17 protein-coding genes are annotated in these 24,251 nt (G+C 65.5%); 8 read left to right on the plus strand and 9 right to left on the minus strand.

What is annotated here, in order from left to right:
- Window positions 1-405: 405 nt before the first annotated feature.
- The 3 genes from FDW84_RS15145 to FDW84_RS15155 all read left to right on the plus strand — a co-directional run bounded on the left by FDW84_RS15145 (window position 406) and on the right by FDW84_RS15155 (window position 4,964).
- The gene (locus tag FDW84_RS15145; RefSeq protein WP_009358243.1) at window positions 406-693 is read left to right on the plus strand and encodes an HU family DNA-binding protein; all 288 of its coding nucleotides are present in this window, start codon (window positions 406-408) and stop codon (window positions 691-693) included.
- A gap of 123 nt (window positions 694-816) precedes the next feature.
- Window positions 817-2,991 (plus strand): bifunctional copper resistance protein CopD/cytochrome c oxidase assembly protein, encoded by a 2,175-nt coding sequence (locus FDW84_RS15150; RefSeq protein WP_138610343.1) that lies wholly within the window; start codon window positions 817-819, stop codon window positions 2,989-2,991.
- Window positions 2,991-4,964: an NHL domain-containing thioredoxin family protein gene (locus tag FDW84_RS15155; RefSeq protein ID WP_138610344.1), complete on the plus strand. Its 1,974-nt coding sequence runs from the start codon at window positions 2,991-2,993 to the stop codon at window positions 4,962-4,964. Before FDW84_RS15150 ends, FDW84_RS15155 begins: the two co-directional genes overlap by 1 nt.
- Before the next feature lie 77 nt (window positions 4,965-5,041).
- Here FDW84_RS15155 and FDW84_RS15160 read toward each other — a convergent pair whose 3' ends face one another.
- The 3 genes from FDW84_RS15160 to FDW84_RS15170 form a co-directional block, all read right to left on the minus strand.
- On the minus strand, window positions 5,042-6,034 hold the full coding sequence (locus FDW84_RS15160) for a hypothetical protein (RefSeq protein ID WP_171046800.1): 993 nt from the start codon (window positions 6,032-6,034) through the stop codon (window positions 5,042-5,044).
- A 160-nt stretch (window positions 6,035-6,194) separates the two neighbouring features.
- Complete coding sequence (locus FDW84_RS15165) at window positions 6,195-7,886, minus strand: helicase HerA-like domain-containing protein (protein WP_138610345.1); 1,692 nt, start codon at window positions 7,884-7,886, stop codon at window positions 6,195-6,197.
- Between the two features lie 101 nt (window positions 7,887-7,987).
- A complete protein-coding gene (locus FDW84_RS15170; protein WP_138610346.1) occupies window positions 7,988-8,203 on the minus strand; it encodes a hypothetical protein in 216 nt (71 codons plus the stop codon).
- 389 nt (window positions 8,204-8,592) lie between these two features.
- On the opposite strand from FDW84_RS15170, the gene FDW84_RS15175 reads away from it, so the two are divergent.
- Complete coding sequence (locus FDW84_RS15175; protein ID WP_138610347.1) at window positions 8,593-10,638, plus strand: PxKF domain-containing protein; 2,046 nt, start codon at window positions 8,593-8,595, stop codon at window positions 10,636-10,638.
- A gap of 93 nt (window positions 10,639-10,731) precedes the next feature.
- On the opposite strand, the gene FDW84_RS15180 is transcribed toward FDW84_RS15175, so the two are convergent.
- Complete coding sequence (locus FDW84_RS15180; protein ID WP_138610348.1) at window positions 10,732-11,430, minus strand: type 1 glutamine amidotransferase domain-containing protein; 699 nt, start codon at window positions 11,428-11,430, stop codon at window positions 10,732-10,734.
- 54 nt (window positions 11,431-11,484) lie between these two features.
- A complete protein-coding gene (locus FDW84_RS15185; RefSeq protein WP_138610349.1) occupies window positions 11,485-12,357 on the minus strand; it encodes an aldo/keto reductase in 873 nt (290 codons plus the stop codon).
- 140 nt (window positions 12,358-12,497) lie between these two features.
- On the opposite strand from FDW84_RS15185, the gene FDW84_RS15190 reads away from it, so the two are divergent.
- Together FDW84_RS15190 and FDW84_RS15195 are read left to right on the plus strand one after the other, a co-directional pair.
- Complete coding sequence (locus FDW84_RS15190; protein WP_138610350.1) at window positions 12,498-13,487, plus strand: LLM class flavin-dependent oxidoreductase; 990 nt, start codon at window positions 12,498-12,500, stop codon at window positions 13,485-13,487.
- A gap of 80 nt (window positions 13,488-13,567) precedes the next feature.
- Entirely contained in the window at window positions 13,568-15,034 is a 1,467-nt protein-coding gene (locus tag FDW84_RS15195; protein WP_240721552.1) for an MFS transporter, read from the plus strand.
- A 41-nt stretch (window positions 15,035-15,075) separates the two neighbouring features.
- Here FDW84_RS15195 and FDW84_RS15200 read toward each other — a convergent pair whose 3' ends face one another.
- From FDW84_RS15200 to FDW84_RS15215, 4 genes are all read right to left on the minus strand, one after another.
- Window positions 15,076-16,230, minus strand: coding sequence for an FAD-dependent oxidoreductase (locus FDW84_RS15200; RefSeq protein WP_138610352.1), 1,155 nt, complete (start codon window positions 16,228-16,230; stop codon window positions 15,076-15,078).
- 19 nt (window positions 16,231-16,249) lie between these two features.
- Complete coding sequence (locus FDW84_RS15205) at window positions 16,250-17,176, minus strand: AEC family transporter (protein ID WP_138610353.1); 927 nt, start codon at window positions 17,174-17,176, stop codon at window positions 16,250-16,252.
- Window positions 17,177-17,242: 66 nt separating this feature from the next.
- Window positions 17,243-17,668: an aspartate 1-decarboxylase gene (gene panD / locus FDW84_RS15210; protein ID WP_171046801.1), complete on the minus strand. Its 426-nt coding sequence runs from the start codon at window positions 17,666-17,668 to the stop codon at window positions 17,243-17,245.
- 148 nt (window positions 17,669-17,816) lie between these two features.
- Window positions 17,817-18,740, minus strand: coding sequence for a LysR substrate-binding domain-containing protein (locus tag FDW84_RS15215; RefSeq protein WP_138610355.1), 924 nt, complete (start codon window positions 18,738-18,740; stop codon window positions 17,817-17,819).
- Between the two features lie 154 nt (window positions 18,741-18,894).
- Between FDW84_RS15215 and FDW84_RS15220 the strand changes: the two genes are divergently transcribed.
- Window positions 18,895-20,358 carry an amino acid permease gene (locus FDW84_RS15220; protein ID WP_138610356.1) on the plus strand — a complete coding sequence of 488 codons (1,464 nt, stop codon included), beginning with the start codon at window positions 18,895-18,897 and terminating at the stop codon, window positions 20,356-20,358.
- A gap of 359 nt (window positions 20,359-20,717) precedes the next feature.
- On the plus strand, window positions 20,718-24,224 hold the full coding sequence (locus FDW84_RS15225) for a proline dehydrogenase family protein (RefSeq protein ID WP_138610357.1): 3,507 nt from the start codon (window positions 20,718-20,720) through the stop codon (window positions 24,222-24,224).
- The last annotated feature ends 27 nt before the right edge of the window (window positions 24,225-24,251 follow it).

The following is a 24,251-nucleotide window of genomic DNA, read 5'->3' on the forward strand; positions in this document are numbered from 1 at the left end:
CCACACCCAACACACCCAATCCCGGGGACCCTCTCTCAGTCGATGAGCCCTTTCCCGTGACGCTCCAACACCTCTCCCTGAACACTCCAAGGCCACCCGCCCACCGCAGCCGCCCGCCGTCGACACCCCCTAACTGATAGAGCGTCGAAGGCTGACAGAGCGTTGCAGGAAAACACACATCGAGTGAGAGAGCGTCGCAGGAAAACACACATCAACTGAGAGAGCGTCCTCTGGGGCGGTAATCGGGGACGGGAAACTCGAAAAACCCGGTGATTAACCTCAAGAAGTGGCGGAAACACGCGGAATTTGCGGACCGCAGGTGCCCAAGCTGGTAAGTTTTCGAACAGTGGCTTGTGCGCACGCCGCGTGCAGGCTCCAGAATGATGACCGTCCAGGAGGACATAAATGGCTAAGAACCGTAGTGAACTTGTTGCAGAGGTAGCGGGCAAGGCCGGCACCAGCCAGGCAGCCGTCAACTCCGTCCTCGATGCACTGTTCGAGGTTTTCGAGACTTCTGTCGCCGCGGGCGAGAAGATCACTATCCCGGGCTGGCTCGCCGTCGAGCGCACCGACCGTGCAGCGCGCACCGGCCGCAACCCGCAGACGGGTGAGACCATCCAGATCGCCGCAGGCCACAGCGTGAAGCTGACCGCCGGCTCCAAGCTGAAGGCTGCTGTCTCCAACAAGAAGTAAGCTTTTCCCCCGGCGCGGCTCTAAATCGATGCCCGGCGCGGACAAAGGAGCGGCAGCCGCAGGGTTGCCGCTCCTTTTGCTTTAAGCCGATTCGCGGCGCGGGCAGCCGTAGCGGACAATGGAATGGTGTCTTCTGCCGCAACACCACGTTCCACCCAGCCCCAGTCCGCTCCCGGCAAGGGAGAGCGGGGCAACGGTGTGCCGGGTAAGGGCAACAGCGCCTTGGGAATCTCCCTGGGTTGGCAGCTGGCGGGGCTCGCGGCACTGTTCCTGGGGCTTGCCGCGGCGCTGATCTTTGCGGGTGCCGCCGGTGCCCGTGCCGTCGCCGATCCTGGGACACTGGTCCGCTGGGGCCTGCCCATCAGCAAGGCTATCCACAACGTCTCGCTGGCAACGGTCATCGGCGGCCTGATCTTTGCCGTCGCCATCCTGCCGAAGAGCCTGTCCCCGCGCAGCCGGGGCAGGGAACCCGCCGGTGATGAGGGACCGGAGCATCCTGCCTTCGCCCGTGCCCTGGCTGTCGCTTCCGCTGCAGGTGCGGCGTGGACGCTGTCCGCCATCGCCGTTCTGGTCCTCACCTACGCGGATGTGGCCGGACAAGGCCTCTCCGGCGACGCCGAGTTCACCCAGGCGCTGGTCTTCTTCATGACGGACATCGATACGGGACGGGCGTGGCTGGCCGTCACCATCATCGCCGCAGTGGTCACCACTGCCCTGTTTGGCGTGAGGTCCCTCGGCGGACTGGCGCTGACCCTGGTCCTTGCCTTCGTAGGACTGGTGCCCACGGCGCTGATCGGCCACTCCTCAAGCTCCTCCGACCACGAGGGCGCCATCAACTCCCTGGGCCTGCACCTGGTGGGCGTCAGCACTTGGGTTGGCGGCATCATCATGCTGGTCCTGTTGTCCGGCATCCTGACCGGCCCCAAAGCCGGTGCTGCCGCGGACATCACCGAACCCACACTGCGCCGGTTCTCCTCCCTTGCCGGCTTCGCTTTTGTGCTGGTCTTCGCTTCCGGCATCATCAACGCCAGCATCAGGATCACCAGCTGGAGCGACCTCTTTGGCTCTCCGTACGGGCAGCTGATCCTGGCCAAGTCCGTGGCCACCCTGGTACTGGGCGGCATCGGATTCATGCACCGGCAATGGGTCATCCCGCAGCTGGCCCGCAAGGGCTCCACCATGTCCTCACGCCGGGTCCTGTGGCAGCTGGTCTTGGCGGAATTCCTGGTAATGGGGGCAACGTCCGGGATCGCAGTCGCTCTGGGCCGCTCCGCACCGCCTGAGCCCGCCACCTATGCCCCTGATGCCTCCCCGGCGTTCATCCTTACCGGGTACGAGCTTCCCCCGGAACTGACGCCTGAAAGGTGGCTTACCGAGTGGCGCTTGGACTGGATCTGGATTTTCGTGGCGCTCTTCGGGCTGGTCTCTTACTTCCTGGGCGTGGCAAAGGTCCACCAGCGGGGTGACAAGTGGCAATGGTTCCGCTCGGTGAACTGGGTCATCGGCCTGCTGGTGCTTACCTACATCACGTCCGGCCCGCCGTCGGTCTACGGCCGTGTGCTGTTTTCGGCGCACATGGTGGACCACATGGCGCTGACCATGGTGGCACCCATCTTCCTGGTCCTCGGGGCGCCGGTAACCCTCGCCCTCCGGGCACTGCCGGCCCGCCGGGACGGTTCACGCGGGGTGCGGGAATGGCTGCTGGTGTTCGTTCACTCGAAGTTCTCGCAGCTGGTGACCCACCCGCTGTTCGCGGCGGCGAACTTTGCGGGCTCCATTGTCCTTTTTTACTACTCGGACCTGTTCGGCTTCGCCATGCGTGAGCACGTGGGCCATGAGCTGATGATCGTGCACTTCCTGCTCACCGGGTACATCTTCGTCCTGAGCATGATCGGCACGGATCCCCTGCCCAGGCGGGCGCCATACCCCATGCGGCTCCTCCTGCTCCTGGCCACCATGGGCTTCCACGCCTTCTTCGGTGTTGCCATCATGGGTGGGAGCAATCTCCTCGCCGCCGACTACTTCGGCAACCTTGGACGGGACTGGGGACAATCCGCGCTGGAAGACCAGCAAACCGGCGGCGCGGTGGCCTGGGGCATAGGTGAGGTGCCCACCCTCCTGGTGGCGATCGGCGTCGCCATTATGTGGTCCCGTTCGGACCAGCGGGAAACAAAACGCGTGGACCGCGCGGCGGACAGGAATAACGACGCCGATCTCACCGCTTACAACGATATGTTTGCCAAATTGGCCGAACGCGACGCCAGGCTGGCTGAACGAAACAAGCTGGAAGGACGCTGATGAGCGAAACCGTACGAACCCACCACCGGGTCCGAGCCTCCGAACTGGTGGGCCGTAACTGGTTGAACACCGGCGGTAAAACACTCGACCTTGAGGCGCTGCGCGGCAAGATCGTGCTGCTGGACTTCTGGACCTTTTGCTGCATCAACTGCCTGCACGTCCTGGACGAATTGCGGCCGCTCGAGGAACAGTATTCGGACGTCCTGGTCACCGTGGGCGTCCATTCGCCCAAGTTCGAGCATGAAGCCGACCCGGTGGCGCTGGCCGCGGCCGTGGAACGCTACGAGATCCATCACCCCGTGCTGGACGATCCCGAGCTGGAGACCTGGAAGGCGTACACCGCGCGTGCCTGGCCCACCCTGGTGGTCATTGACCCCGAGGGCTACATCGTTGCCCACCTCTCCGGCGAGGGCCACGCAGACGGCTTGGCCGTGCTGATCTCCGAGCTCGTCGCCCAGCATGAGGCCAAGGGCACCCTGCACCGCGGTTCCGGTCCGTACGTTGCGCCTGAACCCACCTCCGGCACCCTGCGCTTTCCCGGCAAGGCGCTGTTCCTGCCGCCCGGGCGGGGCTCCAGTGCTGCGGACGAGCGTGGCTCCTGGCTGGTAACCGACACGGGCCACCACCGGCTGGTGGAACTGGGCACAGACTTCCAGACTGTCCTGGGCACGTTCGGCTCCGGCACCAAGGGCTACGCGGACGGCCCTGCAGCCGGTGATGCGGCCGTAGCGCAGTTCAACGAGCCCCAAGGCCTGGTCCTGCTGCCGGAAGACGTGGCAGCCAAGGCGGGTTACGACGTCGTCATTGCGGACTCCGTCAACCACCGCCTCCGGGGCCTTTCCCTGGCAGACGGCAAAGCCTCCACCCTTGCCGGCAGCGGTGTCCAGCGGCTGCTGGAGGCGGGACCCGCCCGTGTTGATGAGGACGCCGTGGGCTTCACGGGGGAACTCGGCGGGCATCCGCTGGACGTTGCCCTGAGCTCGCCGTGGGACCTCGTCTGGTCCCGCAAGCTGAACGCCGTGGTGATTGCCATGGCCGGCACGCATCAGATCTTCAGCTTTGATCCGCTCACCGGTGCCGTGGCCATCATCGCAGGCAACGGACTGGAGGGCCTGCTGGACGGTGCCCCGCACGAGGCGTGGTTTGCCCAGCCTTCCGGTCTTGCCGAGGACGCTGAGGGCAGCATCTGGGTGGCGGACTCTGAGACGTCGGCCCTCCGCAAGCTGGTTATTGACGACGACGGCGCCATCACCGTGGAGTCGGCCATCGGCAAGGGCCTGTTCGACTTCGGCTTCCGGGACGGGCCTGCCGCCGAGGCCCGGCTGCAGCACCCGCTGGGAGTGACCGTGCTGCCGGACGGCTCCGTGGCGATCGCCGACACCTACAACGGGGCCGTGCGCCGCTACGACCCCGCTTCCGGCACAGTGTCCACGCTGGCACGCAGCCTCCTGGAGCCCTCCGACGTGATTGTGGACCACACACAGTCGGCCGGCTCCGAGCCGTTGCTGGTGGTGGTTGAGGCGAACCAGCACCAGCTGGTGTACGTCCCCATCCCCAAGGAAGCCCAGCAGGTGGATGAAGGTGCGGTGCAGACGCACCGGCCCAGAAGCCCCATGGCGCCGGGCCCGCTGGAACTGACCGTGCGCTTCACCGCCCCCACCGGGCAGAAACTGGACGACCGCTGGGGCGATCCCACCCAGCTGAAGATCTCGTCCACGCCGCCTGAGCTGCTGGTCTCCGGCGGCGGGACTTCGGTGGGGCTGCTCCGGACGCTGGAGCTGTCCTCCGAGGTGCCGGAGGGCGTCCTGCACATCACGGCGCGGGCTGCCGCCTGCGACGGGCCGGAGACGGAGGACGGCGAGATCCCGGACCACGCTGCGTGCCACCTCTACCAGCAGGACTGGGGCATCCCCGTGGTGCTGCAGGGTGACGGTGACTCCGAGCTGGTACTGGACCTGCGCGGCATGGACTGACGCGTCCTTTGTCGTCCAACTGGCCCGGTTTATAGCCCCATTCGGTTCAAGACCGGGCCAGCGTGCGAGGGAACGGACTAGAAACTCAGCACCGGCGTGACTTTGACCGTGTCCCCGGAAACGTCCAGCCGGGTGGTGAAGCTGAAGTCCACCTCTTCGTCCAGGGGGTACCAGGCGCCGGTGAACAGGTTCTGCTGGAGGGCTTCCACCTTGGCCTTGCCGTCCAAGGGAGCCACCACCCAGCGCCCGTCAAAGGGCTCAATGGACACGTTGGGGTACTCGGTGACGGTCCACCTGATGCTGCCGTCCTGCACCCTGTTGTTGCTGGCGTAGTAGAAGGGGCAGTCGGGCTGGAGCCGCTGTTCCTTGACTGCAACAGCAGCGCAGTTGTCCAAGAACTCCCTCACCTTGGCCGCCACGTCCTTTTTCAGGTTGTCCGTGGCCTGGGTGAGGAGGTTGAGCGGCGCAACGGGTACGTCCCGGGCGGTGACAGTGGCCCGGGTGGGGGCAGCTGAGAAGTACTGTCCATTAACGGTGGCCTCATACTCACCTGGGTAGAACACCGCAAAGGAGTTCCGGCCGTTCGGCATGTTCACGGGCACGCCGTTGACCGTGGCTTCGCTGGCGTTGACCACGGTGATGTCCAACGTGGGCAGGCGGGATGGGACGAAGGCCCAGGTGTTGAAGAAGATCCACTCGGTTCCGGTTTTCTGGAGCAGGAACTCAGTGCGGAGCCGGCTGCCGTCAATGGTGTACTCGATGGGCACCATGACCTGGTTGTTTGCGCGTTCCTCCGCTTCGCCGATTTCCACGTTCCCAAAACGGGCAGCGGCAGTCTGCAGGGCTGTCCCGTCGAGCATCGCCGCGTTGCTGGGCGGGACGGTGGCCCGCAGGAGCCCCAACGCTTTCCCGCCGTCGCCGCTTTGCAGCGCGTCCAGGTATTCGCGGACCGGCTGCTGCGGACTGGCCACCGTGTTGTTGACCAGGTTCACCGCAACCACGGCGCCGGCGACGGCAAGCATGAGTCCCAGCAGCCATCCGGCCGCGATCCTCACCAAAGCTTGACTCATCTGCACGTTCCTTACAGTACTAACGTTGAGATGGATCGCCCTAAAGTTGAGCGGCCTGGGGGCAGGGCGGACGGGCATGGAAAGGCGCGACGGCGGCGCCTGGGTCAGGCATATGCGGCAGGGCCGGCGGCGGCAACAGCCAGCGTCGGCATCAGCGTTGTCAGCGGCGGCGCCGGCGGGACGAGGTGCCGAACACCCCGCGCATCAGCTCCCGCCCGAGCTGAGTGCCGATGGACCTGGCCATGCTTTGCAGGCCGCCGCCGAGCGCGCCGCCCAGCACTCCGCCGAGATCGCCCATGGGACCGCCGGCGGAGGAGCGTGACGGGCCGGGCTTCCCGGCCTGGGGCCGCCGCCGCTTTTCTTGCCCAGCAGCAGGCCTGCTGCTCGGCCGGCCCAGGATCTCCTCCTCGATACGGCGGGCTTCTTCGTCGATGTCGGAGGTCTCCCCAGCGGCGGGAACGGGCGGTTCAGCAGTCACCGCCGGCCCGGTGGAGGCGGACGGCTTCCCGGAAAGTTTCTCGTAGGCGGAGGGATTGTCGACGGCGGTTCCGTACTTCGGCAGCAGGGCGGAGGCGGCCACGGTGCTCCTGACCACGGATGGGTCGCTGGGTCCCATCACCGATTCCGGTGCCCTCAGCCGGGTGTGCGCCACGGGCGTGGGGGAGCCCTTCTCGTTCAGGACGGTGACCACAGCTTCACCGATTCCCGCAGACGTTAAGGTCTCCTCGAGGTCGTAGTCGCTCACCGGGAAGGTGGACACCGTTGCCTTGAGTGCTTTGGCATCCTCTGGGGTGAAGGCGCGAAGGGCGTGCTGCACCCGGTTGGCCAGCTGGCCCAGGACCTCGGCGGGGACGTCTTTGGGCGTCTGCGTGACGAAGAAAATGCCCACGCCTTTGGACCGGATCAACCGAACCGTGGTGGTGATGGCTTCAAGAAAGGCGTCAGAGGCGTCGTTGAACAGCAGGTGCGCCTCGTCCAGGAAGAACACCAGCTTGGGCTTGTCCAGGTCGCCGGCCTCCGGGAGGTCCTCGAATAGGTCGGCCAGGAGCCACATCAGGAAGGTGGAGAACAGCATGGGCTTGGTCTGCAGGGTGGGCAGCTCCAGGCAGGTGATGACGCCGCGGCCATCGGGTGCGGTGCGCAGCAGCTCAGCGGTATCAAACTCCGGTTCGCCAAAGAACTTCTCCAGTCCCTGCGCCTCAAGGGTGACAAGCTCGCGCAGGATGACGCCTGCGGTGGCCTTGGACAGTCCGCCAAGTTCCGCCAGCGCCTGTTTTCCTTCGGCCGAGGTGAGGAACTGGATCACCGCCCGGAGGTCCTTGAGGTCTGTGAGTTCCAAGCCGTTCTTGTCAGCGAAGTAGAACACCAGCTGCAGGCTGGATTCCTGCGTGTCGTTAAGCTCCATGATCCGCGAGAGCAGGATGGGCCCAAATGACGATACCGTTGCCCTCACGGGCGCCCCGTCGCCGTCGCCGCCCAGCGCCAGGAACTCCACCGGAAACGCCTTCCCCTGCCAAGGCTGTCCAATACTCTCGGTGCGGGACGTGAGCTTGTCATTGCCGGCGGCGGCGGTGGCCAGCCCGGAAAGGTCACCTTTGATGTCGGCCAGGAAGACCGGCACCCCGGCGGTGGAGAGTTGTTCGGCCATCATGTGCAGCGTGACGGTTTTGCCTGTGCCGGTGGCGCCGGCCACCAGCCCATGCCGGTTCATCATGGCCAGCGGCAGCCGCACGGGCGCGTCCTTGCGGAGTTCGCCGTCGACGATGGCGGCCCCCAGCTCGATTGTGGCGCCCCCCAGGGTGTAGCCCTTCTGGATGGTAGCAAGCTTTTCTTCTGTAGTTTTCCCTGCCATCACGCCAGCTTAGCGGCGCCTGTTCCGGGAACCGAGGTACTGGAGCCGCAAGCCTCAAGGCATCCTTGTCCATAACACCGCTGTCGACCGCGGGGGACGTTCTATTGCTGTACATCCCCGTCCAGGCGGCGGAGGTTTTCAAGCCGCTGCCGCGCCAGTTCGATATCGGTGGAGTTGACCAGTTGCGCCTTGTCGGTCCGATTTCCAGGACCTCGCAGCTCGCCGCTGTTGAGCATTCCCAGTACCTGACTTATGTCGACCTTCAGCGCTTGGGATGCCTGTTCAATGGTGAGGTAGCGGTGGTAGCGGCGGGTCATGTCTCACTCCCTGTCGGGTGCAGCCCGAGTGTGAAAATAAAGCGGCCCTGCTGCTGAACCTTGGGAAGCCCGGTACGAACGCAAGCTCTGGCTCAATGGTAGAGCGGAACAGCAGCGCGAGCCACTGTCTGGACCGGCCCGCACTGACCAAGGCCGCGCAACGCTGGGATACAGGGGGTAATGGCCGTTAACTGGGCGACCACGGCGGTCATATTAGGAGCGGTGCTGCGGGCGCAAAACCAAGTAGTGCCGCCGCTTGGCTGCTTCAGAAAACGAGTACTCGGGGAGCAAAGATAGGTGGGCCATTACGCGTGTGCTCTCTTCATGTCGGAACTTACGGTGAAGTACGTTGCGCCCAAGGAGGGCGCTTGGCCTTGAGGGAGACGCGCATGAACAGTTCGCCAAGTGGGAAAACTGCTGCCGGGGGGAAGATCCTGCTGAGGCGGACCAGCACCAGGACAGCTGCAGCGGTTGCTGCGGGAAGCCTCCTGCTCGCGGGTGGAGGAGTGGCTTTCGCCGATGACATTTACAACAACCTGGACGCGTCCATTGATTCGATGGCAGAGATCATGCCACTCAATGTTGGTGGTGCCAGCGGCAGCACCACACTGGCTGTGGCGCCCCAAGGTGGGGATGGCAAGGAGGGATGTAACCTGACGCGGCAGAGCACGCTCACGCTGCACCTGTCATCCAGTAACCCCTCAGTCGCCACAGTGTCCCCCTCTACAGTCACCTTTGATTCCTGCGGTGCGACCAAGGCGCTGACTATCGATCCTTTAGCCGCTGGTTCAGCAACGGTACTTGCGAAACAGGTCAGCAACACTTCGGGCGGATCGTTCAACCTCGCACCCGCCACCTTCACGGTGAACGTGACGGCACCGGCGCCTTCGAACACCGCGCCGGTACTTAACATCTCAGGTGTAGCCAACGGCGGCTCCTACCCGAAGGGTTCCGTCCCCGCGGCCCTCTGCAACGTCACGGACGCGGAGGACGGCAACAGCACATTGGATGCCAAACTCAGTGCCATTTCCGGAACCGACGCCGCGACCGGCATCGGTTCCCAGACGGCGTTCTGCAGCTACATGGACAAGGGTGGCCTCACCGTCGCCGGTTCGGTCACCTACAGCATCACCGACGGATCGGCGCCGGAAATTTCCTACACCCTCTCACCCGTTGACCCGGACGGCTCAAACGGCTGGTACCAGAGCGCCGTGGCCCTCCATTGGATCGTCACCGAACCGGACTCAAACAGCACCCTGAAGGTGACGGGCTGTGAGGACCAGACCATCACTGCCGACCAGATGGCCACCGACTACAGCTGCTCCGCCTCCAGCTCCGGCGGTACGTCTGAGCCAGTCACCGTGAACCTCAAAAAGGATGCAACTGCTCCCACCGTTGCCGCCAATGGCGGAAAAGGGACCCTTGGCAACAACGGCTGGTACACCTCCGACGTCGAAGCCTCCTTCACCGGCACCGACGCCACTTCGGGTCTGCTCGCCGCAACCCAAACGGTGACTTCTGCCGGTGAGGGCGTCGCAGTGAAGGTGGACAGCCCAGCGTTCACGGACATTGCCGGCAACACAACGCCCGCGGGCACTGCCTCACAGACCTTCAAGATCGACAAGACTGCACCCGAGGTGGAGTACAGCGGCACCACGACTCAGCCCAACACCTACGGCTGGTACAACACTGATGTCACGGCCACCTTCGCAGCAACCGACCTCACCTCCGGACCGGCTACGCCAACCCAAACGGTAACCTCGTCCGGTGAGGGCGAAACTGTGGTGGTGCTGAGCCCAGCCTTCAGTGACAACGCCGGCAACGCCACTCCCGAGGGTGTGGTTTCCAGGAGCTTCAAGATCGACAAGACGGCCCCCGCCGTTTCCTTCGACTCCGTGGTCGGGGACAGCTACTTTGGTTCAACCGCGGCGCAGCCGACCTGCACGGCTACGGATGGATTGTCTGGGCTCGTCGGAACCTGTGAGGTCATGGGGTACAAAACGGGAGTTGGCATGCACATCCTGACAGCGACAGCGACCGACCTGGCCGGCAACACCACCAGGGTCACCCAGCCCTACCAGGTGAAGGCATGGACGCTAAAGGGCTTTTACCAGCCGGTGGACATGAACGGGGTCCTGAACACTGTTAAGTCGGGCAGCACGGTTCCTGCGAAGTTTGAGATCTTCGCAGGTGGCACTGAGCTGACCGATCCCAGCCTGGCCAAATTCACCATGCAGCAGTCCACGTGCTCTCTGTCGGCCCTTCAGGATGCCATCGAGACCACCGCAACAGGCAACACGTCCTTGCGGTACGACGCCACCGCCAGCCAATTCATTTACAACTGGAAGACGCCCACCGCCGCCGGTACCTGCTACAAGCTGACCATGACGGCGAACGACGGCAGCTCCATCAGTGCCAACTTCAAGCTGAAGTAGCGCGGCAGTCCGGCGCCCAATGGGTGCGCCGGACAGAGGGGACCAGTCACTGCGACTGGTCCCCTCTGTCATTGGCTATTGAGTGTTGCCCTCTCAGCCCAGGGCCTTAATAACTTCCTTGGCCACGTCCTCGCTGGACTGCGGGTTCTGGCCGGTGATGAGGTTGCCGTCACGGACCACGTTTGAAGTCCACGCAGCGGCGTTCTCCACCACCGCGCCCTTTTCCTTCAGCGCGTCCTCCACGAGCCACGGCGTGTTCGCACCCGTGCCGCCGCCCAGCTCCTCCTCATTGGTGAAGACGGTCAGGCGCCGGCCGGCAAACGCGAACGTGCCGTCGTCGTCCGTTGCGCTCAGCAGCCCGGCGGGACCGTGGCAGAACGGCGCGATGACCTTGCCGTCCTTGTCCGCGGCCACCAGCAGCCGGCCAAGCTCGGCGTCCTTGTACAGGTCCGCCATCGGGCCGTGCCCGCCGGGCATCACCACGGCGTCATAGCCGGAAGGGTCGACGTCGGCCAGCACCAGCGGGTGCGACAGTTCGCCGTCAATCTGCTCGAGGTAGTCCCGGAAGCCTTTCGCCCGCTCCTCGCCGCCGGCGGAGTCGGCCGCCAGGCTGACTTGGTCGGCGGTGGGCTTGCGCCCACCCGGAGTAGCCAGGTGGACGGTGTGGCCGGCGTCGCGCAGGGTCTGGTGGGCCACCACCAGTTCCTCGACCCAAAACCCGGTGGGGTGCTCGCTGCCGTCCTTCATGGTGAGGGAATCGGCTGCGGATACGACCATCAGAATGTTTGCCATGGTGTTGCTCCTGTCGTTGCGGTTACGTGCACGCTGATTCCTGAAGGGGCGGTTCTATTCGCCCGCTGCCTCAAGTTCAGCGTAGGTGTCGTCGTCGAGGATGATGCCGGCGGCAGCCATGTTTTCTTCCAGGTGCTTCACCGAGCCGGTGCCGGGAATCGGCATCATCACCGGGGAGCGGCGCAGCAGCCAGGCGAGGGCAACCTGGGAGGTGGTGGCGCCCAGACGTTTGGCGGCCTCGTCCAGCTGGCCGCCCGGCTGCGCCAGTTGGCCGGCGGAAATGGGAGCCCACGGAACGAACCCAATGCCGTTCTCCTCGGAATACCGCAGGACGTCCTCCGAGCTCCGGTCCGTCAGGTTGTACCGGTTCTGGACCGTGGAGACGGTGAAGTGCTTCCCGGCTTCCTCGAGTTCCTCAACGCTGACCTGCGACAGGCCCAGCGCCCGGACCTTGCCCTCGTCCTGCAGTTCGCGCAGCACGCCGAACTGCTCCTCGGCATCCACCTTGGGGTCGATCCGGTGCAGCTGCAGCAGGTCCAGGGTGTCCACCTTGAGCTTGCGCAGGCTCAGCTCCGTCTGCTGGCGCAGGTATTCCGGGCGGCCCACAGGAATCCACTTGTTGGGCCCAGTGCGGGTGAAGCCGACCTTTGTGGCGATCTTCAGCCCGTCCTTGTACGGATGCAATGCCTCGGCCAGGATCTCCTCGCTGATGTTGGGGCCGTAGGAATCAGCGGTGTCGATGAAGTCAACGCCAAGTTCGACGGCGCGGCGCACCACGTCCACAGCAGCGCGGCGGTCCGCCGGCTCGCCCCAGACCCCATCACCGACAATGCGCATGGCACCAAAGCCGAGCCGGTGGACGGTTCCCAGGTCCTTCAGTTCAATCGTTTCGGACAGTTCCAACTGGTTCGTTGTCTCTAGGCTCATAGGGGCGGCAACATACTCAGCCTGCTGAGTATTCCGCAGATCACAGAAATAAGCCGGGCTCCGCCGTCGTTATGCCCATCGTGCGCGCCGTGACCCGGCGGGCAAAACTACGCAACTTTTTTGAAAGGCCGGCACTAAACGTGACTCTTCCGCTTTCCATTCTTGACCTGGCAACCATCGGCAAAGGCCAGACGGCGGCGGAGAGCTTCGCGGGCAGCGTGGCCATGGCGCAGAGCGCCGAGAAGCTGGGGTACCGGCGCGTCTGGTACGCCGAGCACCACAACATGTCCTCCATTGCCTCCTCGGCCACCAGCGTCCTGATTGCCCACGTCGCCGCGCACACCGAGAGCATCAGGCTGGGTGCCGGCGGCGTCATGCTGCCCAACCACTCCCCGCTCACCATCGCCGAACAGTTCGGGACACTGGAAACCCTGCACCCCGGCCGGATCGACCTCGGCCTGGGCCGCGCCCCCGGCAGCGACCAGAACACCATGCGCGCGCTGCGTCGCGACCCGATGTCCGCTGACAGCTTCCCCCAGGATGTCCTGGAACTGCAGGGCTACCTCACCGGGCCCACCCGTATCCAGGGTGTGGAGGCAACCCCGGGCAAGGGCACCAACGTGCCGCTGTATATCCTGGGCTCGTCCCTGTTCGGCGCCCGGCTTGCCGCCCAGCTGGGCCTGCCGTACGCCTTTGCCTCGCACTTCGCCCCGAACGCGCTGCAGGACGCCGTGGCCCTCTACCGCCGCGAGTTCAAGCCGTCTGCCCAGCTGGATGCGCCGTATGTGATCGCCGGTGTCAACGTACTCGCCGCCGATTCTGCCTCCGAAGCCCAGGCCATGCTGAGGGCTACCATGCGCGCCCGGGTGTCCCTGTTCTTCGGCAACGGCCGGGAGTTCACCGACGACGAAGCGGACATGATCCTCGATTCCCCGCAGGGCCAGCACGTCTCGCAGATGATGACCTACTCGGCAGTGGGGACGCCCGACGTCGTGCTCGATTACCTGGACGGCTTTGGCAAGCACGCGGACGCCGACGAACTCATCGTGGCGCACCAGAGCCCGGGAACAGAGGACCGGCTCCGCTCCGTCGAGCTGCTGGCCGAGGCGGCAGGACTGGCCCGGGTGTGAGCGGCCGCAACCAGGCTGCAACGGCCAAAGCAGAGGGCGTAGGGTTCCGCTCCGACCGCGGACCCATCCTGATCGCCCTGATGCTGGCCACCGGGCTGGTGGCCATCGACTCCACCATTGTTGCCACCGCCGTTCCGTCCATCGTCCGGGACGTGGGCGGCTTCGAGTCCTTCCCCTGGCTCTTCTCCGCCTACCTGCTGGCCCAGGCGGTGTCGGTGCCGATCTACGGCAAGCTCTCCGACATGCTGGGCCGCAAACCCATCATCCTGGCCGGAATCGGGCTCTTCCTGCTCGGGTCCATCCTCTGCGGCGTCGCCTGGAGCATGCCCGCCCTGATCGCCTTCCGCGCCCTCCAGGGACTGGGGGCGGGCGCAGTGCTGCCGGTCTCCATCACCATCGCCGGTGACATCTATTCGCTCGAGGAGCGCGCCAAAGTCCAGGGCTACCTGGCCAGTGTCTGGGCGGCGTCCTCCGTGGTTGGCCCCAGCCTCGGCGGCATCTTTGCCGCACTGGGTTTCTGGCGCGGCATCTTCCTGGTCAACATCCCGCTCTGCCTGCTGGCAGGGTGGATGCTGGTCCGCACCCTGCACGAGAACGTGGACCGGGCGAAGCACCGGGTGGACTACGCAGGCGCTGCCCTGCTGGCGGTCTCCCTCGGCCTGCTGATCCTCGGCGCCCTCCAGGGCGGCCAGGCCTGGGCCTGGAACTCGCCCGTCAGCATCGCGATTTTCGCGGTGGGCACGGTGCTCCTGGCACTGTTCCTGCTGGTGGAGCGGCGGGCAGCCGAACCGATCCTGCCCTCCTGGGTCATTTCGCGGCGGCTCCTCGGCACCACAGCCCTGGTGTCCTTCGGCGTCGGTGCGGTCATGATCGGGCTGACGTCCTACGTGCCCACCTTCCTCGAAGGCGCGCTGGCCACCTCGCCTCTGGTTGCCGGGCTGGCCCTGGCGGCACTGACGCTCGGCTGGCCGATCAGCGCCTCACAGGCCGGCCGCTTCTACCTGCGGATCGGATTCAAGGCCACGGCCCTGATCGGTATTTCCGTCACCGTGGCGGGGCTGCTGGTGCTGACCCTCACGTCACCGACGCCCAACGTGGCGCTGGTCGCCCTCGGCTGTTTCGTCGTCGGACTCGGCCTGGGCCTGGTGGCAACCCCAACCCTGATTGCCGCCCAGTCCAGCGTGCACTGGCACGAGCGTGGCGTGGTAACCAGCACCAACATGTTCGCCCGGTCCATCGGCAGCGCCTTGGGCGTGGCCCTGTTCGGGGCGGTGGCGAACGCAATCTACTCCGGCACAGGGGGAGGCGACAGCAACGGGCCGGCCGTGGTGGCCGCGTCCGGCGCCGTCTTCCTCGCCGCCGCGGTTGCGGGCCTGCTCACCGTCGCGGCGGTGCTGGCCATGCCCGCCGTCCGCGCTGGCGCCAGGGGATCCGGCGAGGACGACGGCGGAAAGGACGACGGCAGCACCGTCAACGGCGGCAGCGCGGACGACGGCGGCACAGACGGCGGGCCGGTCCTCACCGAAGCGGAAGAGAGACCGCGCTGAGGGCGCCTGCCGGCTGACCGTAGCCGCTGACGCGCGTGCAGCTAGCGACCCGCCCGGAAGATCTGTGGCGCCGGGCGGGTGCCCGTTGCCAGGTCCGCGAGCATCCGGCCGATCACGGGCGTGAACTTGAAGCCGTGGCCCGAAAACCCTGCGCCGATGACCACCGGCCCGATCCGGTCAAGGACGAAATCCTCATCCGGAGTGGTGGTGTACGTGCAGCTGATCGTTTCGAAGGCGTCCGGGTCCACCCCGGGAAGCCAGGTGCGGGCGTAATCCTGCAGGGCGGCGAGCTGCACCGGCTCCGGCAGGAAGGAACGCCGGTCCGGGTCTGTCACCGGACCCACCCCGTGCCACCCGGCCTTGATCCCCTCGCCGGGCGTATGCATCCCGTAGACAGGCGAGTACCAGTTCCGGTATTCGGCACCAGCGCCCGGGTAGTGGTTGAATCCGGGCCAGACCGCGCCCTCGTCTGCAATCCGGAAATGCGCCGGCTGCTCCTGGGTGACGCGAAGCTGTGGTATCCGCAGCCCGGCACCGCCGCCCGCAAGTGCATAACCCGCAAATGCGCCGCCCAGCAGCTTTTCCGTCCACCCACCGGCGGTCACTACTGCCTGGGCTGCGGTGACAGCCTCGGTACCGGCAGCGGACTCGAGAACCAGCCGGACGCCGTCGTTCATCACCTGGAAGTCCACCACCTTGGTGTGGTGCCTGATGTCGGCTCCCCGGGCGGCGGCGAGCCGCTGGAATGCCGGCAGGGCAGCGTCCGGGTTGAGCTGGCCGCCGTCGGGCATGTGCAGGACCTGCTGGTCGAAGCGGATTCCGCGCCAGCGCTCGCCGGCCTCAGCAGGGGAGAGGAATTCGGCGCGGATGCCGGCCTCGTTCAAGGCAGCGGCAACGTCGGTGAACCGCGGCTCAGGTCCGTGATTGACCACGCCCGTGCGTGCCAGCAGCTGTTCGCCGCTTTCCTGCTCAAGCTCGTCCCACAGGGCAAGTCCCTCAGCGAGTATGGCCACGTATTCCGGCCGGTGGTAACCCGGGTTCAGGTTGCGCGTGGTGCCGTGGGAGGCGCCGATCTTGTGGCCCGGCCCGAACTGCTCCACCAGCGTCACGTGCCGTCCCCGTCGGGACAAAGCCCACGCGGCGGCCGAACCCATGGCCCCGCCACCGATCACCACGGTGTCCAGAACAGTATTCATCAGCCCTCCCTAGCTGTGGTCAGGTCAGCAGCAGCGCCAGGCCGATCATCGCCGGAACGGCCACCACGGTGGTAATCAGCACGGTGTCCTTGGCTACGGTTAGCCCGGTTTTGTAGCGGCTTGCGGCCACAAAGACATTCTGCGCCGTGGGCAGGGCAGCGGTCACCACGACGGCGAACAGGACATGGCCTTCCAGCCCCAGCGCGAACCGGGCAAAGACATACGCAAGCGCCGGCTGGACTGTCAGTTTGAACCCGCTGGCCAGCAGGGTGTCCAGACGGCGGGCCTCCGAAGCCTGCAACGGGCGGCTGCCGTTCAGGCTCATGCCAAAAGCGATCAGCATGGCCGGAATCGCTGCACCGCCGATCAGATGGATTGGCTCCATAACCAGCTCAGGCACCTTGAAACCCGTGCCCGCCACCAGCAGCCCCAGGGCCGAACCGACAATCATCGGGTTCCGCAGGATCATCACAACGAAGGTCAGGGGCGTGGTGCGGTGCTTGCTGGTGCTGGAGTCCAGAATCATCAGGAACAGCGGCGTGAAGAAGGCCAACTGGAAGATCAGCAGCGGCGCCACATAGCTCGCATCGCCCAGAACATAGACCGCAACCGGGATGCCCAGGTTCGCGGAGTTGACCAGCGACGCCGCCATGGAGGACATCAGCGCTTCCGGCAGGGACCGTCTGAGCCAGAACTTGGCGATGGCGAAAAAGATGACGGCGGTGGCGACGGCGGATACGGCCGCCACCAGCAGGGGAGCTGCGAAAACCTCGGCGAGGCGGGCGTTGCTGAGGGTTTCGAACAACAGGGCGGGACTGGCCACGAAGAAGGTGAGGGAGCTCAGGACCTGGCGGGCGTTGTCGCCCAAAATGTTCTGCCGGCCCACGAACCAGCCCACCAGGATGATGCACCAGACCACGAAGAAGCCAGCCAGTACGCCTAGCAAGGTGTGGCTTCCAGGAAGTGATCCCGCAGGGCGCAGCGGGGCAGGGGACCGGGGCTCACGCTCCGGTTACAGTGCGGCGTTGTTAAGCGCGAAAGGGGGGCGCAGCAAACCGGGTGTGAGGCCCTCGGCGGGGTCGTTGCCGAGCTGGACCACCCTGTTGTTCTCGTCCACGTGGACCACCTTGGGCTCGTAGGCCTTCGCTTCCTGGGTGGTCATCTGCGCGTAGGTAATCAGAATGACAATGTCGTTTTCCTGCATCAGGTGCGCCGCCGCGCCGTTGATGCCGATCACGCCGGAACCGCGCTCGCCGGCGATCGTGTACGTCTCCAGACGGGCGCCGTTGGTCACGTCCACAATGGAGACCAGCTCGCCGGGCAGGATGTCGGCAGCCTCAAGCAGGTCCAGGTCAACGGTGACTGAGCCTACGTAATGCAGGTCAGCATGGGTGACGGTGGCCCGGTGGATTTTGGACTTGAACATTGTTCGATTCATAACGGCATCAGTCTAGCGCCGGGCGCGCACTGGCGCAGTGACGCACGGAACAGTTGCGCGGGGACGGTCCCGGCGCGTGGACGCCAGAAGTCGCGGTGCAGGGAGGAGCGGAACCACCTTCGAAAGCCAGCGCACGACGGCGCGGCCCTCACCCGCCGTCGTTATCTGCCGCCGCTGCCACCGCTTCCGCCGCGGCAGCAAGCGTCTCCCGGGCTGCCAAAATCGCGGGGCGCTTTGCACTGGAGCGTCGGACCGACGTGAAGATGGTGCGATGCGGCCTGCCGGGCAGGTCCAGCAGTTGGGCGGTGGTGCCTCGTCCCGTCCATACCAGGTCCGGCATCAGTGCCACGGCATTCCCCGATTCGATGAGCCTGATCTGGGCCTGCAGGTCCGCCGTTTCAAAGCGCACGTCCGGTTCGAAACCCGCGCTTCGGCAGGCCTGCTCGGCCCAATGCCTGGACGCCGCACCTCGCGGTTCCATTACCCAGGCAAGGTGCGCAGTGTCCTCGATGGAGTGGATGGCGGGCCGGCCGTCGGACTGCGGTGGAACGGCCAGCCGGATGGCATCCTTGGTCAGTTTTATCCGGTCCAGCTCGGGGTACCGCGGCGCGGCGTGGCCCGGGTACTGCTCGGCAATGACCAGGTCGAAGTCGCGTGCCCAGGTTTCGTGAAGTGCTGTTTCCGGCTCGCGCTGGATCATCTCGATCCGGACCTCGGGGTACTCGCGGGCCATGCGGGTCAAGGTTTCCGGCATGAGCGCCAGCGCCGCGGACTGGAAAACGGCGATCCGCACGGTGCCCGTGACGGTGGTCAGCGATGCCGCCAGATCCGCCTCGGCCTGCTCCATGGTCTGGAGCAGCTGCGCGGTGTGCGCCACCAGGACCTCCGCCTGCGGGGTCAGCTGCACCCGCCGGCCCGTCTTGCGGAGCAGCTCCACGCCCACTTCCTTCTCCAGCAGTGCCAGTTGCTGGGAAACCGACGACGGGCTGTATTGGAGGGCGTCCGCCACCTCCGCCAGCGTTCCCCGAATGCTTAATTCGCGGAGCAGGCGCAGCCTGCGCACGTCGAGCATGGGGAATTCCTAACTGAAACTAACGAATATAGGTTAGAAGTAGCCACTTTATCTAACGCAACCCCGCTTGCATACTGTTGGAACCGAGTTACCCCCGTCACAAGCGATTTCTTCGCGCGCCGTGACGGGGTCGCACCCCAAGCAGGAGTTCCTGATGAGCACTAGAGATATGACCCAGTCGATCATGCGGCGGAAGCCCATTGACGACATTGAAGAAGAGAACAAGCACAGCGGCCTCTTCAAGTCACTCGGGCTGTGGCAGCTGACCGCAATCGGCGTCGGCGGCATTATCGGCGTCGGCATTTTCTCCCTGGCCGGCCTGGTGGCCGCCGGAAGCGAAGGAACACCCGGGGTGGGGCCCGCGGTGCTGATTTCCTTCCTGATCGCAGGCCTCGCCTCGGCGGCGGCCGCACTGTCCTACGCCGAATTTGCGGGCATGATCCCGCGCGCCGGCTCCGCGTACACCTATGGCTATGTGGCCCTAGGCGAAATCGTTGGCTGGTTCATCGGCTGGGACCTGCTGCTCGAATACATTGCCATCGTGGCCGTGGTGGCCATCGGTATCTCGGGCTACTTCGACGCGTTCCTGTCCGGCATCGGCATCAACATGCCGGCCTGGATGACCTCGACGCCGGATGAAGGCAAGGGCGGCATCGTCAACATCCCCGCCATCCTGGTCTGCCTGCTGGTCACCTGGATCCTGTCCCGCGGCACCAAGGCCTTTGGCCGGTTTGAACTCGTGGCCGTGGCCATCAAGGTCCTCCTGATCCTCTTCATCATCGGCCTGGGTGTCTTCTACATCGACACCAACAACTACAACCCGTTCATGCCCAGCGGCTTCGGCCCGGTTCTCGCCGGTGCAGCCACCGTCTTCTTTGCGGTCTTCGGCTACGACGCCATGAGCACCGCCGCCGAGGAAGCCACCGACGGCAAAAAGCACATGCCCAAGGCCATCGTGCTGTCCCTGATCATCGCCATGCTGCTCTACGTGGCCGCCACCCTGGTGCTGACCGGCATGCAGAACTACAGGGACATCGATCCCACCGCCGGCTTCGCCTCGGCCTTCACGGGGGTTGGACTGCCAGTGATCGCGACCATCATTTCGGTGTTCGCTGTGCTGTCCATCCTCACCGTGATGCTGACGTTCCTCCTGGGTGTGACCCGCGTGTGGTTCGCCATGAGCCGCGATGGTCTCCTGCCGGGCTGGTTCGCCAAGACGGACCGCCACGGCACCCCGCAGCGCGTCACGTGGATTGCCGGCGTCGGCTCCGCGTTCCTGGCCGGCGTGTTCCCCATTAAGGAAGTGGCCGACTTGACGAATATCGGCATCCTGGCCGCGTTCGTCGTCGTCTGCGTTTCGGTGATCATCTTCCGCTACAAGCGCCCGGATGCACCGCGCACCTTCCGCCTGCCGCTGATGCCGTTTATCCCCGCCTTCGGCGTCCTGGCGTCCGCGTTCCTGATGTTCCAGCTCCATTGGGAGACCTGGGCGCGCTTCGGGGTGTGGCTGGTCATTGGCCTGGCCATTTACTTCTTCTATGGCAAGAAGCACTCGCTGATGAACCCAAACAGTCCGCGGCACGAGGAGCTGGTGGAGATGCACCGCCCCATCGGCTGACGCTGCCACCGCCCTTCCGACGCTCTCCCATTTGATGTGCGTTTTTACGGGACGCTCTTTCACTTTCCTTAGGAAAGTGAAAGAGCGTCTCTGTTTTTCCTGCGTCAAGCGAGAGAGCGTCACCAGGAAGGCGACGTTAAGTGAGAGAGCGTCCTGGGGGTGGTTGAGGGAGGGGGCGAGGGGGAGGGCCGGCGGGAGTGCAGGCCCGCCTTTTCCCTTTTTAAGCCGGGGGCGGGGCCCCGTGGAAAGCTTTGGTTTTTCTAACCTGTATTACTTAGGAAAGATCGCTTTATCTTATGTGAGTGGAAGCTCATACTGGTGGAAAGACCTTCTCGAAAACAAGAAAGTACGGGAAAACCATGACCCACGTAGCAATGGAATCGGCAGTTGCCGCCGGTACCGTTCCGCAGGCTGTCGACGTCGATGTCCCCCAGGCCAAGGCGCTCGCCAATGAAGCAGTGGCACTGGTCCGCCACTGGTTGACCGAGGCCTCGAGGGTCCCCGTTGACGCCTCCGCCCAGCAGCTGGCCGGCGTGTTGAAGGACCCCAACGGGCTGGAATTCACCGTCGGCTTCGTTGACGGCGTGGTCCGTCCCGAGGATCTGCACGTCGCCGCACGGAACCTGGCAGCACTCGCACCCAAGGTCCCCGCCTTCCTTCCGTGGTACATGCGCCGTGCCGTGCAGGTTGGCGGTGCCATGGCCCCGGTGCTCCCGCAGGTTGTTATCCCGGTTGCCCGCAAGGTCCTGCGCGAAATGGTGGGCCACCTGATCGTGGACGCCACCGACGCCAAGCTCGGCCCCGCCATCGCCAAGATCAGGAAGGACGGCATCAAGCTCAACGTCAACCTCCTCGGCGAAGCTGTCCTCGGTGAGCACGAGGCCTCCCGCCGACTTGAAGGCACGCACACCCTCCTCGCCCGCCCGGACGTGGACTACGTGTCCATCAAGGTGTCCTCCACCGTGGCCCCGCACTCCGCCTGGGCCTTTGACGAAGCCGTGGAGCACGTCGTCGAAAAGCTCACTCCGCTGTTCCGGCGCGCCAACTCCTTCGCGGCCGGTGGCGGCAAGGCCAAGTTCATCAACCTGGACATGGAGGAGTACAAGGACCTGGACATGACCATCGCGGTCTTTACCCGGATCCTCGACAAGCCCGAGTTCAAGAACCTTGAGGCCGGCATCGTGCTCCAGGCCTACCTCCCGGATGCCCTCTCCGCTATGATCCGGCTGCAGGACTGGGCCGCAGAGCGGCGCGCCAACGGCGGCGCCGGCATCAAGGTCCGCGTGGTCAAGGGCGCCAACCTGCCCATGGAACAGGTTGAATCCTCCCTGCACGACTGGCCGCTGGCCACCTGGGGCACCAAGCAGGACTCCGACACCAGCTACAAGAGCGTCATCAACTACTCCCTGCATCCGGAGCGGATCAAGAACATCCGGATCGGCGTGGCCGGCCACAACCTGTTCGACATCGCCTTCGCCTGGCTTCTGGCCAAGCAGCGCGGCGTGGAATCCGGCATCGAGTTCGAGATGCTGCTGGGCATGGCACAGGGCCAGGCCGAAGCCGTCAAGAAGGACGTCGGTTCGCTGCTGCTCTATACCCCCGTGGTGCACCCGTCCGAGTTCGACGTCGCCATCGCCTATCTGATCCGCCGCCTCGAAGAGGGCGCCAGCCAGGACAACTTCATGTCCGCCGTGTTCGAACTGAGCGAGAACGAGGTCCTGTTCGAGCGCGAGAAGCAGCGCTTCCTCGCCTCCCTCGCCGCGCTGGACAACAGCGTCCCGCCGGCCAACCGCCAGCAGAACCGCAGCCTCCCGCCGGCCCCGATGCCACACGACCACTTCGAGAACACCCCGGACACCGATCCGTCCCTGCCGGCTAACCGCGACTGGGGCCGGGCCATCCTGGAGCGCGTCCCGTCCTCCACCCTGGGCAACGCCTCCGTTGCAGCTGCCTTCATCAACGACGAAGCGACGCTCAACAAGGCGATCGGGACCGCCGTCGAAAAGGGCAAGGCCTGGGGCGAGCTCTCCGGCGACGAACGCGCCGAGATCCTGCACCGCGCCGGCGACGTCCTGGAGGCCCGCCGCGCCGACCTGCTCGAGGTCATGGCCAGCGAGACCGGCAAGACCATCGACCAGGGCGATCCCGAGGTCAGCGAGGCGGTTGACTTCGCCCACTACTACGCGGAATCCGCGCGAAAGCTGGACAGGGTCGACGGCGCCACGTTCGTCCCTGCCAAGCTCACCGTTGTCACCCCGCCCTGGAACTTCCCGGTCGCCATCCCGGCAGGGTCCACCCTCGCGGCACTGGCCGCCGGTTCCGCCGTCGTCATCAAGCCTGCCAAGCAGGCTGCCCGCAGCGGTGCAGTGATGATCGAAGCCCTGTGGGAAGCCGGCGTGCCCCGGGACGTGCTGACCATGGTGCAGCTCGGGGAGCGGGAGCTCGGCAAGCAGCTGATCTCCCACCCGGCCGTTGACCGCGTGATCCTCACCGGCGGCTACGAGACCGCAGAGCTGTTCCGTTCCTTCCGCCAGGACCTGCCGCTGCTGGCCGAAACCAGCGGCAAGAACGCCATCATCGTCACCCCCAGCGCAGACCTGGACCTGGCAGCCAAGGACGTGGCCTACTCCGCGTTCGGCCATGCCGGCCAGAAGTGCTCCGCCGCCTCACTGGTGATCCTGGTGGGCTCCGTGGCAAAGTCCAAGCGGTTCCACAACCAGCTGATCGACGCCGTCACCTCCCTAAAGGTGGGCTACCCGCAGGATCCCACCACCCAGATGGGCCCCATCATCGAGCCCGCCAACGGCAAGCTCCTCGACGCCCTCACCACCCTGGGCGAAGGCGAGAACTGGGCAGTGGAACCGAAGAAGCTGGACGGCACAGGCAAGCTGTGGAGCCCGGGCGTGCGCTACGGCGTCAAGCGCGGCTCCTACTTCCACCTGACCGAATTCTTCGGACCGGTCCTGGGCGTGATGACGGCGGAGACCCTTGAAGAGGCCATCGCCATCCAGAACCAGATTGAGTACGGCCTCACCGCCGGCCTGCACTCCCTCAATTCGGAGGAGCTGGGCATCTGGCTCAACTCCATCCAGGCCGGCAACCTGTACGTCAACCGCGGCATCACCGGCGCCATCGTGCAGCGCCAGCCGTTCGGCGGCTGGAAGAAGTCCGCTGTCGGTGCCGGCACCAAGGCGGGCGGACCCAACTACCTGGCCGGCCTGGGCGAGTGGGTCCCTGCCCGCAGCACTGCAACGGCCGCGGTCACGCAGCCCGGTGTCCGCCGGATCCTTAGCGCCGCCGGCCCCGCACTGGAGCCCGCCGACCTTGAGTCCGTCCAGCGCGCCCTGGCATCCGACGCCGAGGCGTGGGCCGAGGAATTCGGCACCGCCAAGGACGTGTCTGGCCTGAGCGCGGAACGCAACATCTTCCGCTACCGCAGCCTGCCGGTCACCGTCCGCCTCTCGGAAGGTGCGCCGCTGGCCCACCTCGTCCGGACGGTAGCGGCCGGCGTGCTGGCCGGCTCGGAACTCACCGTGTCCACCGCTGTCGAACTCCCCGCCCAGCTGCGCTCCGTGCTCACCGCGCTGGACATCGAGGTGGCGGTGGAGTCCGACATTGAGTGGCTGGTTTCGGCTGGGCGCCTCGCTTCCGCGGGCAAGCTGTCCAACGGACGCGTCCGCCTGATCGGCGGGGATTCCGCTGAGCTGGCGAAGGCCACCGGCGGCCGCCCGGATATCGCGGTTTACGCCCACCCGGTTACTGAAGCCGGACGCGTGGAACTGCTGCCGTTCCTGCACGAACAGGCCGTCAGCATCACCGCCCACCGGTTCGGAACCCCCAACCACCTGTCCGATGCGCTGATCTAATCCAGTCCCCCGGACGCCACTCAAGAA

It is taken from the genome of Pseudarthrobacter sp. NamE5 (assembly GCF_005796225.1).
Classification (GTDB): Bacteria; Actinomycetota; Actinomycetes; order Actinomycetales; family Micrococcaceae; genus Arthrobacter.